Origin of the sequence: Streptomyces sp. NPDC046203 (assembly GCF_040646255.1) — a bacterium.
Taxonomy (GTDB): Bacteria; Actinomycetota; Actinomycetes; order Streptomycetales; family Streptomycetaceae; genus Streptomyces.
In genome coordinates, this window is the sequence record NZ_JBEYZX010000017.1 from 85,162 (window position 1) to 98,740 (window position 13,579).

Here is a 13,579-nt window from a genome sequence, read left to right on the forward strand (position 1 = left end):
GCGGCGGGCGTTCCCGAAAATTCCACGGGAAATTTTGGAAACGGACATATGGGGTGGTGCTGCGGTTCCCGCATATCGGACGCCCCCCGACCTACCTACCAGTTGGTCGGTAGGTCCGGTGGTGGATCTTTCAATCATTGGCGCTTAGTCGATTCGACCCTCTCAATGCAAGGCGCTCGCCGAACCGTTGACCGGAACTTGATCTTCCGGATGTGGAAACCGCAGCATTTAACGTCCTGTTCATGACTCAGCTGGACGTGCGGCCCCAGGCCGGAGACACGGTAAGGGGCGTCGCCGCACCGGGCGACAACAACGGCGTGCGCACCAAAGGCCTCGGTGGCAATTCCGTCGGCCTGCTCGGCAGCGCCGTCATCGGCGTCTCCACCGTCGCCCCCGTCTACTGTCTGACATCGACCCTCGGCTCCACCGCCGGCGAGGTCGGCCTCCAGATGCCCGCCGTCTTCCTCGCGGGCTTCCTCCCGATGCTGCTCGTCGCATTCGCGTACCGCGAGCTCAACAAGGCCATGCCGGACTGCGGCACCTCCTTCACCTGGACGGTGAAGGCCTTCGGCCCCCGTGTCGGCTGGATGTGCGGCTGGGGCCTCGTCATCGCGACGATCATCGTCCTGTCCAATCTGGCCGGTGTCGCGACCTCGTACTTCTGGCTGCTGGCCGGGGAGATCACCAACAGTCCCTCGGTCGCCGCGCTCGACGGCAACAAAGCCGTCCACATCGTCACCTGTCTCGGTCTCATCGCCGCCGCCACCGCCATCAGCTATCGCGGTATGACCGCCACCAAGGGCGTGCAGTACGCGCTCGTAGGCCTCCAGCTCCTCGTCCTCGGCGTCTTCGTGGCCATGGCGCTGTCGAAGGCCGGCACCTTCGAGACCTCGGTCGACTTCTCCTGGTCCTGGATGAACCCCTTCGCGGTGCAGTCCTTCGCCGCGTTCACCGCCGGACTCTCGCTGTCGATCTTCATGTACTGGGGCTGGGACGCCTGCCTGACGGCCAACGAGGAGACCACCGGCTCCACGAAGACCCCCGGCCGCGCCGCCCTCATCGCGATGCTCGTCCTCGTCGGCTCCTATCTCGCCACCGGCATCGCCGCGCAGATGGCCGTCGGCTCCGGCGACACGGGCCTCGGCCTCGCCAACCCGAAGACCTCCGACAACGTCTTCGCCGCGCTCGCCGGTCCCGTCATGGGCCCCGTCCTCGGTCTCCTGCTGTTCGTCGCCGTCCTCGCGTCGGCCGCCGCGAGCCTCCAGACGACGTTCATCCCCGTGGCCCGCACGGTGCTCGCGATGTCCACGTACGAGGCGCTGCCCGCCTCCTACGCCCGCGTCCACCCGCGCTTCAAGACCCCCGGCAAGGCCACCGTCGTCGCCGGCGTCGCCACCGGCGTCTTCTACACGGTGATGACCCTCGTCAGCGAACACGTCCTCGTCGACACGATCTACGCGCTCGGCCTGATGATCTGCTTCTACTACGCGCTGACGGCGTTCGCCTGCGTCTGGTACTTCCGTCGCGAGCTGACCGCCTCCTTCCGCGACGTCGTCTTCAAGGGCCTGTTCCCGCTGCTCGGCGGCGTGCTCCTGACCGCGGTCTTCTGCAAGACCATGTACGACATGTGGGACCCCGCCTACGGCTCCGGATCGGCCGTCTTCGGCGTCGGATCCGTGTTCGTCATCGGCGTCGGACTCCTCCTCCTCGGAGTCGTCATCATGCTGGTGATGCAGCGCCGGAGCCCCGACTTCTTCCGGGGCCTGGTCCTCACCAAGGAGACCCCTTCGCTCGTCGTCGAGGACTGACTCGACGGGCGAACGGCGAAGGAAGGCAAGGCGGCGGGCCCGTGGGGGGTCCCGCCGCGTTGTCGTTTTCGGTGAGGAGGGGAAGGGGGCCGCACGCTGCTGTGCGGGTGCGGGTGCGGGTGCGGGTGCGGGGGCGGGGGAGAAGGGGCGTGATCTTGTGCGTCATGGTCGGCTCTCCGTGTCTCTCGGTTCCGTTCGCTCTCACTTTCATGACGCGCCGAACCCCCTGAAATGTGACACCTCATGGAGAATTTCCCGCTATCGGTTCTCCGGGGCCTCGGCCTCCGCGATCAGTGCCGTCGCGATCGTGCGGAAGCCGAGGCGGGCGTAGAGGCGGGCCACCGAGGCGTCCGTGGCCGACAGGAAGATCGTTTCGGCGCCGCGGGCGCGGGCTTCCTCGACCAGGGCGGCCGTCACCGCGAGACCCAGGCCGCGTTGGCGGGCCTCCGGGCGGGTGCCGATGCCGACGACCTCGGTGACCGGCCCCGCCGACTGGAGCTGACCGGCGGCGAGCGCCGTGCCATCCGTGTCGACGGCCGCCACCAGGCGGGTGAGGCCCGCCTCGATCCGGGCCGCCGTGGCCGCGACGGCGCCCGGCGCGAGCGGGGCGCCGAACGCCGCGCACTGGGCCGCGAGCGCGCTCTCCAGCGCGGGGTCGGCCGGCTCCACGACCCGTATGACCACGCCTTCGGGGCGGGGGAGCCGCCGCTCCTCGGCCGGCTCCAGGACCATCAGCGGGTGCTCGTGCACCGGGAGCCCGGTCGCCTCCACGGCCGCCCGCAGCCCCGGGGTCGTCTCGGCGACCCACTCGAACGCCTCGGGCACCCCCAGCTCCCGCTGTCGGCCCCGGACCCGTTCCACCGCCGCGACCGGCACCTCGCCGGTGTGTCCGAGTGTGGGCCGCGCGTAATAGGGCCAGCCGGCGCCCTCCCGTACGAAGAGGGTGAGCGGACCGAAGTCCTCGGCGCGGGAACCGGTTCGGGGGACAGAGTCGTAGAAGGTCTCAAGGCGTGTCAGCATGCGGCCACCGTATGAAGGTCCGATCACGGGGGGAAACATGATTTCGGCGAGCGGCCACAGATGTCCGGGGTGCGGGCGGGACGACCGGACGCAGGCGGTGCCCGCCGTGTACGTCGCCGGTCGGACCACCGTCACCAGCCACGAACGGGACATGGACGGTGACGCGCGGGTGGTCGCCCGGCCGGTGACCACCGCCCTGGCCGAGGCCCTGGCGCCCGTACCGAAGGCGCCGACCTACGCCCTCGGTTGCCTCGGCGCCCTCACCGGGATCGTGGCCGTCGGAACGTTCCTGGGCTGGGTCTTCGCGGGCAGGGCCTTCTCGATCGCCGATCAGGTGCTCGGCGACGGGCCGGTGGACGACCAGGGGGACTTCCCGGCCCCGTACATCGCGGGCCCCGCGCCCGACCCCGGCCCCGACCTGGCCTTCCTGGGCTGGATCTCGCTGGTCGCCCTGTGCGTCACCGTCCTGGTGACCGTCGTGCTCGTCCGGCGCCGGAACGCCTTCGTCAGCAAGACTCGGGGCCAGGCCCGGGCGGAGGAGCTGTGGGGGCGCGGCTGGTACTGCCACCGCTGCGGCACCGTCCACCTCGCCGACGACCCGCAGGGGGACATCCGGCCGCTCACGCTCCAGGAGTTCCGGCAGCGGGTGTGGGAGGCGGGCGGTTACGGCGATCTGGCGGAGTCGCAGCCGGCCATCGGCTGACGGTTGAGGGCTGACAGCGTGTGGCGGCCGGCGGCCGGCGGGTGGCAGACGGCTGACGGGTGCGGGCCCGGGTGCGCGGGGTGAAAGGGGCGCACGGGGGCGGGGGGAGTGAGCGGGGCGCGTTTCGCCACTCCGGCGCTCCACGCGCCCTCGGCAAACCGCGCCGCACGCCCTACCGTTCCGCTATGCGGATCTCGACCACGATCTTCCTGACCGACGAGACCATCACCCCGGTGCGGCTGGCCCGCGCGCTCGAGGAGCGCGGCTTCGGCGGCCTCTATCTGCCCGAGCACACCCACATCCCGCTCTCCCGCGAGAGCCCCTATCCGGCGGGCGGCCCGCTGCCCCGCGAGTACGCCCGGACGCTCGACCCGTTCGTGGCCCTCGCCCAGGCCGCCGCCGTCACCGAACACCTCCGGCTCGGCACCGGCATCACCCTGGTCGCCCAGCACGACCCGATCGATCTCGCCAAGCAGATCGCCAGCCTCGACCATCTCTCCGGCGGCCGGTTCACCCTCGGCGTCGGCCTCGGCTGGAACCGCGAGGAAGCCGCCGGACACGGAGTCGAATGGTCCACCCGGCGCGCTCTCGTCTCCGACCGACTCGACCTGATGCGTGCCCTGTGGGCACCCGATCCCACCGCTCACGAAGGCCGTTTCGGCCATTCCATCGGCCCTTCGGATGCCTGGCCCAAGCCGGCCGGCGGCGCCCCGCGCATTCTGATCGGCGGCGCGGCGGGGCCCCGGCTCTTCGCCGAGATCGCCGCCCGCGCCGACGGCTGGCTCCCCATCGGCGGCAGCGGGCTTGCCGAGACGCTGCCGGTCCTCCGTACGGCCTGGGAGGAGGCCGGCCGCGACCCGAAGGCCCTCCAGGTCGTCCCGTACGCCGTCCATCCGAGCCCCGGCAAGCTCGACCGCTACGCCGAACTCGGCTGCGAGGAAGTCGTCCTCCAGCTCCCGCCCGGCGACGAGGGCACGGTGCTGGGCGTTCTGGATGATTACGCCCGATACCTGTGAGAATTGACTTCGGAACGCATTCCGAAGCAGAGTCCGGGCATGCTGACCGCCACTGTCACCTTCTCGGAGCTCTCCAAGAACTCGAAGCGGGTCGCGGAGACGCTTGACAGGGAGAGGCGCCTGCTCGTCACGCGTCGCGACGGGCAGGATCTCTATCTCACCACCGCCGACTACGACGGAGACCGCGAGGAGACCGCGGACGTCACGGCCCGGCTCCTCGCGGCCCTGATCGACACGGCCGGAGGCGTCCCGGTCATAAGGCGAGCTCTTCCCGTGGTTTTTCCGTGGGCGCGTCATCTGGCGGCGGAAGAGCTCGGGGAGTTCATCCACGACCTTGTGGACGCGATGAAAGACGCGGCTCCACCGGACGTTCATGCCGCCCTCCAGCGGACGGTCGTGGAGTGGAGGGCGACGGCTCGCATCCTCGCCGATCCCGTCCTCACCGCCGAGCTGACTCGCGCCCTCCCGGAAGAGGACCACGGAGAGGTCACGGCTCCATGACGCCGAAGCGACACTCGCCGTTGTCGCGACGCCCTGCGCGCTGATCCACTGGGGCGGGGCAGGGAGCATCAGGCCGGATCGGCAGCATCGGCTCGGGGACGGACTGAGCGAACCCCTTCCGCACGCCCGGTCGCCCTCGCTCCGCCTTGCCCTCGCCCCACCCCCACCCCCGCACCCGGCTCGTATGCTCGGTTCATGACGGATCACCAGGCATCACACGCGCCCTCCGGCTCCTCCCGCCCCACCGGGAACGCCATGCGCCGGGCCCTGCGCCGGGCCCGGGACGGGGTGGCGCTGGACGCGGGGGAAACCGCCGTGCTGTTGCGGGCGCGCGGGGAGGATCTGGCCGACCTGGTCGCGACGGCCGGGCGGGTGCGGGACGCGGGGCTCGCCGAGGCCGGGCGGCCCGGGGTCGTCACGTACTCGAAGAGCGTGTTCATACCGCTCACCCGGCTCTGCCGGGACAAGTGCCACTACTGCACCTTCGTCACCGTCCCGGGCCGGCTGCGGCGCGACGGGCACCAGGCGTTCATGTCGCCGGACGAGGTCCTGGAGATCGCCCGCAAGGGTGCCGCGCTCGGCTGCAAGGAAGCCCTGATCACCCTCGGCGACAAGCCCGAGGACCGCTGGCCCGAGGCGCGTGAGTGGCTGGACGCGCACGGGTACGACGACACGATCGCGTACGTACGGGCCATGGCGATCCGGATCCTGGAGGAGACCGGGCTGCTGCCGCACCTCAACCCCGGGGTGCTGTCCTGGACCGACTTCCAGCGGCTCAAGCCCGTCGCGCCCAGCATGGGGATGATGCTGGAGACAACCTCGCAGCGGCTGTGGGAGGAGCCCGGGCAGCCGCACTACGGTTCGCCCGACAAGGAACCCGCTGTCCGGCTGCGGGTCCTGGAGGACGCGGGACGTTCCTCCGTCCCCTTCACCAGCGGGCTCCTGATCGGCATCGGCGAGACGTACGAGGAGCGCGCCGACTCGCTGTTCGCGCTGCGCCGGATCGCCCGCGCTTACCACGGCGTCCAGGAACTCATCATCCAGAACTTCCGCGCGAAGCCGGACACGGCCATGCGCGCCGCGCCGGACGCGGAGATCGACGACCTGGTCGCCACCGTCGCCGTCGCCCGGCTCATCATGGGGCCCTCGGCCTGCCTCCAGGCCCCGCCGAACCTCGTCGACTCCGCCTACGAGCGGCTGATCGCCGCCGGGATCGACGACTGGGGCGGGGTGTCGCCCGTCACCGTCGACCATGTGAACCCCGAGCGCCCCTGGCCCGCCATCGAGGAACTGGCCCGGCGGTCCGCCGACGCCGGCTTCGAGCTGCGCGAACGACTCTGTGTGTACCCGGAGTTCGTGCGGCGCGGCGAGCCCTGGCTGGACCCGCGGGTGCTGCCGCACGTCCGCGCCCTCGCCGACCCCGACACCGGGCTCGCCGACCCCGCCGCCGTGGTGCGCGGGCTGCCCTGGCAGGAGCCCGACGAGTCGTTCACCGCGCTCGCCGCCGGCCGGACCGACCTGCACCGCACCATCGACACCACCGGCCGCACCGCCGACCGGCGCGAGGACTTCGACCACGTCTACGGGGACTGGGACGCGCTGCGCGAGGCCGCCGCGCCCGGGATGACCCCCGACGCGCTCGCGTCCGCGCCCGAACGGATCGACGCCGACGCGCGCGAGGCGCTCGCCGTCGCCGCCGACGACCCGACCCGGCTCACCGACGCCCAGGCCCTCGCCCTGCTGCACGCCGACGGCCCGGCCCTGGACGCGCTGTGCTCGGTCGCCGACGACGTACGGAAGTCGGTCGTCGGCGACGAGGTGACGTACCTGGTCACCCGCAACATCAACTTCACCAACGTCTGTTACACCGGCTGCCGGTTCTGCGCCTTCGCCCAGCGGCGCACCGACGCCGACGCGTACACCCTCTCCCTGGACCAGGTCGCCGACCGGGCCGCGCAGGCCTGGGACGTCGGCGCCGTCGAGGTCTGCATGCAGGGCGGCATCCACCCCGACCTGCCCGGCACCGCCTACTTCGACATCGCGCGGGCCGTCAAGGAACGTGTCCCCGGCATCCATGTGCACGCCTTCTCGCCGATGGAGGTCGTCAACGGCGCCTCCCGCACCGGACTTTCGATCCGCGAGTGGCTGACCGCCGCCAAGGAGGCCGGACTCGACTCGATCCCGGGCACCGCCGCCGAGATCCTCGACGACGAGGTCCGCTGGGTGCTCACCAAGGGCAAGCTGCCCGCCGCCACCTGGATCGAGGTGATCACCACCGCCCACGAGCTGGGCCTGCGGTCCTCCTCGACGATGATGTACGGGCATGTCGACCAGCCTCGGCACTGGCTCGGGCATCTGCGCACCCTCGCCCGCATCCAGCAACAGACGGGTGGCTTCACGGAGTTCGTCACCCTGCCGTTCGTCCACACCAACGCGCCCGTCTACCTCGCCGGCATCGCCCGGCCCGGGCCGACCATCCGCGACAACCGCGCCGTCACCGCGATGGCCCGGCTGCTCCTCCACCCGTACATCCCCAACATCCAGACCAGTTGGGTGAAGCTCGGTACGGAGGGCGCCGCCGAGATGCTGCGCTCGGGCGCCAACGACCTCGGCGGCACGCTGATGGAGGAGACCATCTCCCGTATGGCCGGATCGAGTTACGGGTCGTACCGCTCGATCCGCGACCTCGCCGCCATCGCCGACGCGGCGGGTCGGCCGTCCCGGCTGCGCACGACCTTGTACGGGGAGGTGCCGGAGGAGCGGCAGCAGGCGGCGAGGGCCTCGGACGGGCATCTGCCGGAGCTGTTGCCGGTCCTGCCGGTGGAGGGTGCGGGCGACCGGGGCTGAGGCGGAGGCGGGAGGCGGCGGTGGGTCCGGCTTCTCCGGGCGCGGGGCGGGGCTTCGTACGTACGCCGGGCCCCGGCCTCCCCGGTCGGGGTCGGCGCAGGGCTACGTGCGTGAGTGTGTACGTACGTACGTCGGCCCGCGCCGCCCCCGCTCCCGCCCCTACGCCAGCCACCCCCGCTGCGCCGCCTGCCACACCAGCTGCGTCCGGGTCAGGGCCCCCGCGCGCTGCATCAGGGCCTGGATCCGGCGCTGCACCGTGCGCTGGCTGACCCAGAGTTGGGAGGCGATCGCCTTGTCCGCGACTCCGGCGACGATCAGTGACAGCAGATACCGTTCGTCCTCGGCGAGATGCACGGTCGGCAGGGGGCTGTCCCCGGAATCGGCCAACTCTCCCGAGTCCGTGACGTGCAGCGGCGACGCCGCCGCCCACTGGCTCTCGAACAGGGCGATCAGCGCGTCCAGCAGGCTGCTGCTGTGGACCACGGCGGCCGTCGGCTCACCCGTCCGGCCCGCCGGGGCCCGGCCGCCTGCGACCCCCCGGTCCGCGTCACGGTCACCGTCACCGTCGCCGCCATAGCCCCCGCAGTAGCCCCCGCCCCCATCCCCGTCCGTACTCCCGTACACCAGCGGGCAGATGGCGATCGAGCTGTCCGCGATCACCAGCCGTACCGGCAGTGTCTCGGTCGCCCGGGCCTGCTCGCCCGCGCGGATGCTCCGCTCGACGTTGTCCACCATGCCGGGCTGTTCGAGGAGTTCACGCTCGTAGATCGTCCGGTACCGCACGCCCCGGGCGAGCAGTTCCCACTCCTCGTCGTTCTCCTCGGCGGCCAGGGCGACCGGGTTGGCCTTGCAGAGCCAGCGCATCTCCCGGGCCCCGTAGGCGAGATGGCGCAGCCGCTGCCGGATCACGCCCGCCCCGGTGATGATCTCGACCAGCTCGTCGGCGGCATGCCGCCGGCCCCCGGCCCGGTAATCCTCGGCGAGTTGGTCCACGCCCCGCCGCGCCCACTCCAGGGCCTCGTGCCCGCGCAGCAGCAGCGGACGCAGCGCCGCGTCGGGCGCCACCGGGACGTAGCGTGCCGGGCCGCCGCCCGGCGCGGCATGTCCCGGTGCGGCACGTTCCGACGCGTCACCTCCCGGCGGTTCGGCGACCCGCCCCACCAGACCCTTGTCGTGGAGCGACGAGAGCAGCCCGTGGGCCCGGGCCTCGTCGAGCCCCAGCCGTTCCGCGACGGTGGCGGCGTCGGCCTCCCGCGCCCCGACGAGGAAGCGGTACACCCGCTCCTCCCCGGCGCCGACCCCCGCGGCCTCCAGCATGTTCCCTGTCCCCACGATGCCTCCACCCGGCCCGGCCTGCGCGTATGCCTGAAGAGCACGGCGTGATCAAAGCACAGGGGACCCACTGGAAACGAGAGCGCCGCATACCACAGGGGTGCCCTCAAAGGCCCGGTCGTCCTGGCAAGTTGGCGGCGAGTGGACATGTCGTTTCTTCGTCAGACACGGACCGTGGCGGAAGTGTTCGTTTCTGTCGACTCTTGGTTCCGCCGGGCCGGAACCCCCGCCGCCCGGCGGAAGGAGTGCTTCAGCATGCGACGACGCAGACGGACGACCGCGCTGCTCGGCTTCGCCCTGGCCGCCACGATGGCCGCCGGCGGCCACGCGTACGGCGCCGCCACGCTCCCCGCGGAGGCCGGCGGCGGACCGGCCGGTGGCGGACCGGCCGGCAGCGGACCGGCCGGGAAGGACCGGGTGACCGCCGCGCCCGCGTCCCAGGACGCCGTCCGCACCACGACGGTCACCCTGGTGACCGGCGACCGGGTCACGGTGGCCACCCGGGCCGGGAAGACCGTCGGGGTCGACGTCCAGCCGTACCGCAAGAGCACCGCCGGGCTGCGGACGTACACCGTCGGCACCGACGTGTACGTGATCCCCCGGGACGTCGAGCCGCTGATCCACAACGGCCGTGTCGACAAACGGCTGTTCAACGTGACGCAACTGATCGCCCAGGGTCTCGACGACGCCCACAGCACGGCGACCCCGCTGATCGTCCGCTACGACGGCGACGGTGGCGACCAGCGGACGGCGGCCCCCGGCGGCGCCCGGCTGGTCCGGAAGCTCCCCGGCGTGCACGGTGCGGCCGTCAGCGCCGACAAGAGCAAGGGCGACACGTTCTGGGAAGCCGTCGACGACGACAGCGCCCGGGCCGGCACCGCCAAGTCCCGTCTGTCGGGCGGCATTCAGCACGTCTGGCTGGACGGCCGGGTCGAGGCGCTGCTCGACAAGAGCGTCCCGCAGATCGGCGCCCCCGAGGCGTGGGCCGCCGGATACGACGGCACCGGCGTCAAGGTCGCGGTGCTGGACACCGGCGTCGACGCGACCCACCCCGACCTCGCCGGCCGGATCGAGGAGAGCCGCAGCTTCGTGCCCGGCGAGACCGCGCGCGACGGCCACGGCCACGGTACGCACGTGGCGTCCACGATCGTCGGCAGCGGCGCCGCCTCCGGCGGCACGTACAAGGGTGTCGCCCCCGGCGCCAAGCTGATGGTGGGCAAGGTGCTCGGCGACGACGGCTCCGGCTCGGAGTCCTCGATCATCGAGGGCATGGACTGGGCCGCGCACTCCGGCGCGAAGGTCGTCTCCATGAGCCTGGGCGGCGGGGACGGCGCCGACGGCACCGACCCCATGGCCCTCGCGGTCGACGAACTGACCGCCGAGACCGGTGTGTTGTTCGCCATCGCGGCGGGCAACAGCGGTCCCGGCGCGAAGACCGTCGGCACCCCCGGCGCGGCCGCCGCGGCCCTGACGGTCGGTGCCGTGGACGCGAACGACGCCGTCACCGACTTCTCCAGCCGGGGCCCGCGCGGCGACGGCGGGCTCAAGCCGGAGATCACCGCCCCGGGCGCCGGGATCGTCGCGGCCCGCGCGGCCGGTACGACCATGGGCACCCCGGTCGGCGACCTCTACACCCGGGCGAGCGGCACCTCCATGGCGACGCCGCACGTGGCCGGCGCCGCCGCGATCCTCGCCCAGCGCCACCCCGACTGGACGGCCGCCCGCCTGAAGGACGCCCTGATCAGCGCCGCGAAGACGACCGCCGACACCTCCGTGTACGCCCAGGGCGCGGGTCGCGTCGACGTGGCCCGCGCGGTCCGGCAGACGCTGTCGGCGAGCGGCACGGTCGACTTCGGGCTGCGCGGCTGGGACGACACCGCGCCGGTCACGAAGAAGATCTCGTACGTCAACGACGGCGACGCGCCTGTCACCCTTGCGCTCTCGCTCTCTGACGCGGGTGAGGCGGGCGGGAAGCTGCCCGCCGGCGTACTCGCCCTGGGAGCCGACTCGGTGACCGTCCCGGCGCACGGCACCGCCGCCGTCGCCCTCACCCTCGACACCGCCGGCGTCACGACCGGCTCGCACGGCGCGCACGTCACCGCGCGCGGTGACGGCGGCACGACGGCGGTGACCGCGATCGGCTTCGGCCGGGACGTACGGAAGTACGACGTCACGCTGAAGGTCCTCGACCGCGACGGCAAGCCCACCGACGGCGTCGCCGCGGTCAGCGTCACCGCCGTGGACAAGATGGAGCTGCCGGAGACCTACCCGGTCGACGAGAACGGGACCGCCGTGGTGCGGATACCGGGCGGCGAGCACGCGTTCCTCGCGGAGATCTACCACTACAGTCCCGACTGGAGCATGCTCCACGAGTACACGTACGCGGCCCAGCCGGTCACCGTGATCGACGCGGACCGCACCTTCACCTTCGACGGCTCCAAGGCCGGCCCGGTCACCATGCGGACCCCCCTGCCGTCGGAGCCGGACCTCGTCCGCGTCGGCCTGGCCGACCGCTCTCCCACGGCGGACGCGATACACGGCCGCGAGACCTGGCTGGGCGGCGAGACGGCCGTCTACTCGGTCCCGTCCCCGACCGTCGACGACAGCCTCTTCGAGTCGCGCGTCGGCTGGTCGATGAGCGCGCCCGCGCTCTCGGCCCGGCTCGCCGCCAAGGGCCAGGGCACCCGCGACCTGGACGTCACCTACTTCGAGGGCTGGACCGGTTCCGCCCGCTTCGACGGCACCAAGGCGCTGCGCGTGGCCAAGCCCGGCGAGGACGTCCGGGGCAAGCTCGCGCTCGTCAAGCGGGACCCGTCGAGCACGACGTACGCCCAGGTCGGCGCGGCCGCCGACGCCGGCGCGCTCGCCGTCCTCGTCTACAACGACACCCCCGGCGGCTGGATCGCCGGCAACTGGAGCCCGAAGGAGACCCGCATCCCCGCGATGACGGCCTCCGGCACCGACGGCGAGCGGATGCTGGCCCTCCGCGATCCCCGGATCACCTTCACCGGCACGGCGGTCAGCCCGTACTCCTACGAGCTGGTGAAGTACGGCAACGGCGGCATCCCGGCCGACCAGCGCTACCGCGTCCGGGCCGGGGAACTGGCCACCGTCGACCACCGCTTCCACGCCTCCACCGCCGCCACCGAGGGCGGGTACAGCCGGCTGATGCGCACGCCGATGCAGTCGGTCGCGTACTTCTCCCTGAAGCGCAGGACGATGCCGAGCACTCTCACCGAGTACGTCACCGCGGGTGTGCGCACCGCCGAGAGCGTGCGGGTCGGGCCGGTGTGGACGGCCGAGGGCACTTCGCTGACGACGGAGGAGGGCAAGCTCGCCGCCGGTCAGCGGCTCGGCCGTGACTGGAACAAGGCCGTGGTCCGCACCGCTCTGACGAGCGCGATGGAGCAGTCCGCCGTGCGGGTCGGCACGGTCGGTGTGGTGCGGAACGTCGGTCTGCTCGACAGCGGCAGCGACCAGTGGATCGCCGGCGGGAACTACGTCACCGACAAGGAGTCCACCACCGTCTACCGGGACGGGCAGTTGCTCGGCACCGCGGCCGCCGCGGCCGTCGCCTTCCCGATGAGCCCGGAGCGCGCCGAGTACCGCCTGGTCACGGACGTCCAGCGGGACGCCGCCGGCTGGACCACCTCCCCGAAGGTCCACACCGACTGGCGCTTCCACTCCGCCCAGGGCCAGGGCCAGGGGCAGTCTCCGACGCTCCTCCCGGTCCTGTCGGTCGACTACCGGCTCGGCACCGACCTGGCCAACAGCGCGGGCACCGGCTCCCGGACCACGATCGGACTGGGCCTGCGCCAGCCCAAGGGCCTGACGGACGGTCCGAAGGTCACCGGCGTGAAGCTGTGGGCGTCGTACGACGACGGCGCGTCCTGGCGGGAGGTCCGTCTGGACGGCAAGCCGAGCGGCTCCCCGAACGGCTCCCTGAGCGGCACCATCGTCAACCCGGCGACCGCGGGCTTCGTCTCGCTGCGGGTCAGCGCCACCGACGCGGACGGGAACTCCGTCGACCAGACGGTGACGCGGGCGTACCGGGTCGTCCGGCGGTGACGTCGGTGAGAGTCCGCCGCTGAGACGGTTCGGCTCGGCCCGATCCGCTTCGAATTGATTCGGCTCGGCTCGATTCTGCTTGGCAGCACCGGCCGGGGCACCCGTACGCGGGTGCCCCGGCTTCGTGCGTGGTGGCGGGCGCGTCATCGCCCGCGGCCTTTGTTCCGACGTGGCGTCACTTCGCCACGGCTTCACCGGAATGGCCCCCTCCCATGACGATCCGGGCCCTGAAGGGACGCCCCCGGTCTACTACAGTGCTGGACGAACGACAGACAGCACAGGCG

The 13,579-nt window shown here is 72.2% G+C and carries 8 protein-coding genes; 6 read left to right on the plus strand and 2 right to left on the minus strand.

The window, feature by feature from the left end:
- Positions 1–242: 242 nt before the first annotated feature.
- Positions 243–1,808, plus strand: coding sequence for an APC family permease (locus ABZ990_RS15950; RefSeq protein WP_361231180.1), 1,566 nt, complete (start codon positions 243–245; stop codon positions 1,806–1,808).
- A gap of 258 nt (positions 1,809–2,066) precedes the next feature.
- On the opposite strand, the gene ABZ990_RS15955 is transcribed toward ABZ990_RS15950, so the two are convergent.
- Entirely contained in the window at positions 2,067–2,828 is a 762-nt protein-coding gene (locus ABZ990_RS15955; protein ID WP_361231182.1) for a GNAT family N-acetyltransferase, read from the minus strand.
- A 106-nt stretch (positions 2,829–2,934) separates the two neighbouring features.
- On the opposite strand from ABZ990_RS15955, the gene ABZ990_RS15960 reads away from it, so the two are divergent.
- The 4 genes from ABZ990_RS15960 (at position 2,935) to ABZ990_RS15975 (ending at position 7,895) form a co-directional block, all read left to right on the plus strand.
- Positions 2,935–3,531 carry a hypothetical protein gene (locus tag ABZ990_RS15960; RefSeq protein WP_361231184.1) on the plus strand — a complete coding sequence of 199 codons (597 nt, stop codon included), beginning with the start codon at positions 2,935–2,937 and terminating at the stop codon, positions 3,529–3,531.
- A 185-nt stretch (positions 3,532–3,716) separates the two neighbouring features.
- Positions 3,717–4,547 (plus strand): LLM class F420-dependent oxidoreductase, encoded by an 831-nt coding sequence (locus ABZ990_RS15965; protein WP_361231186.1) that lies wholly within the window; start codon positions 3,717–3,719, stop codon positions 4,545–4,547.
- A 39-nt stretch (positions 4,548–4,586) separates the two neighbouring features.
- Positions 4,587–5,048, plus strand: a complete 462-nt coding sequence (locus ABZ990_RS15970) for a prevent-host-death family protein (protein WP_361231188.1) — start codon at positions 4,587–4,589, stop codon at positions 5,046–5,048.
- Positions 5,049–5,243: 195 nt separating this feature from the next.
- Complete coding sequence (locus tag ABZ990_RS15975; RefSeq protein ID WP_361231190.1) at positions 5,244–7,895, plus strand: bifunctional FO biosynthesis protein CofGH; 2,652 nt, start codon at positions 5,244–5,246, stop codon at positions 7,893–7,895.
- Positions 7,896–8,054: 159 nt separating this feature from the next.
- On the opposite strand, the gene ABZ990_RS15980 is transcribed toward ABZ990_RS15975, so the two are convergent.
- Positions 8,055–9,212: a helix-turn-helix domain-containing protein gene (locus ABZ990_RS15980; protein WP_361231230.1), complete on the minus strand. Its 1,158-nt coding sequence runs from the start codon at positions 9,210–9,212 to the stop codon at positions 8,055–8,057.
- Positions 9,213–9,482: 270 nt separating this feature from the next.
- Between ABZ990_RS15980 and ABZ990_RS15985 the strand changes: the two genes are divergently transcribed.
- Complete coding sequence (locus ABZ990_RS15985) at positions 9,483–13,295, plus strand: S8 family peptidase (RefSeq protein WP_361231192.1); 3,813 nt, start codon at positions 9,483–9,485, stop codon at positions 13,293–13,295.
- The last annotated feature ends 284 nt before the right edge of the window (positions 13,296–13,579 follow it).

Bases quoted from the DNA above. Each gene is read 5' to 3' on its own strand.
- ABZ990_RS15950 (WP_361231180.1), top strand. From the start codon at position 243: ATGACTCAGCTGGACGTGCGGCCCCAGGCCGGAGACACGGTAAGGGGC.
- ABZ990_RS15955 (WP_361231182.1), bottom strand. From the start codon at position 2,828: ATGCTGACACGCCTTGAGACCTTCTACGACTCTGTCCCCCGAACCGGT.
- ABZ990_RS15965 (WP_361231186.1), top strand. From the start codon at position 3,717: ATGCGGATCTCGACCACGATCTTCCTGACCGACGAGACCATCACCCCG.
- ABZ990_RS15970 (WP_361231188.1), top strand. From the start codon at position 4,587: ATGCTGACCGCCACTGTCACCTTCTCGGAGCTCTCCAAGAACTCGAAG.
- ABZ990_RS15975 (WP_361231190.1), top strand. From the start codon at position 5,244: ATGACGGATCACCAGGCATCACACGCGCCCTCCGGCTCCTCCCGCCCC.
- ABZ990_RS15980 (WP_361231230.1), bottom strand. From the start codon at position 9,212: ATGCTGGAGGCCGCGGGGGTCGGCGCCGGGGAGGAGCGGGTGTACCGC.
- ABZ990_RS15985 (WP_361231192.1), top strand. From the start codon at position 9,483: ATGCGACGACGCAGACGGACGACCGCGCTGCTCGGCTTCGCCCTGGCC.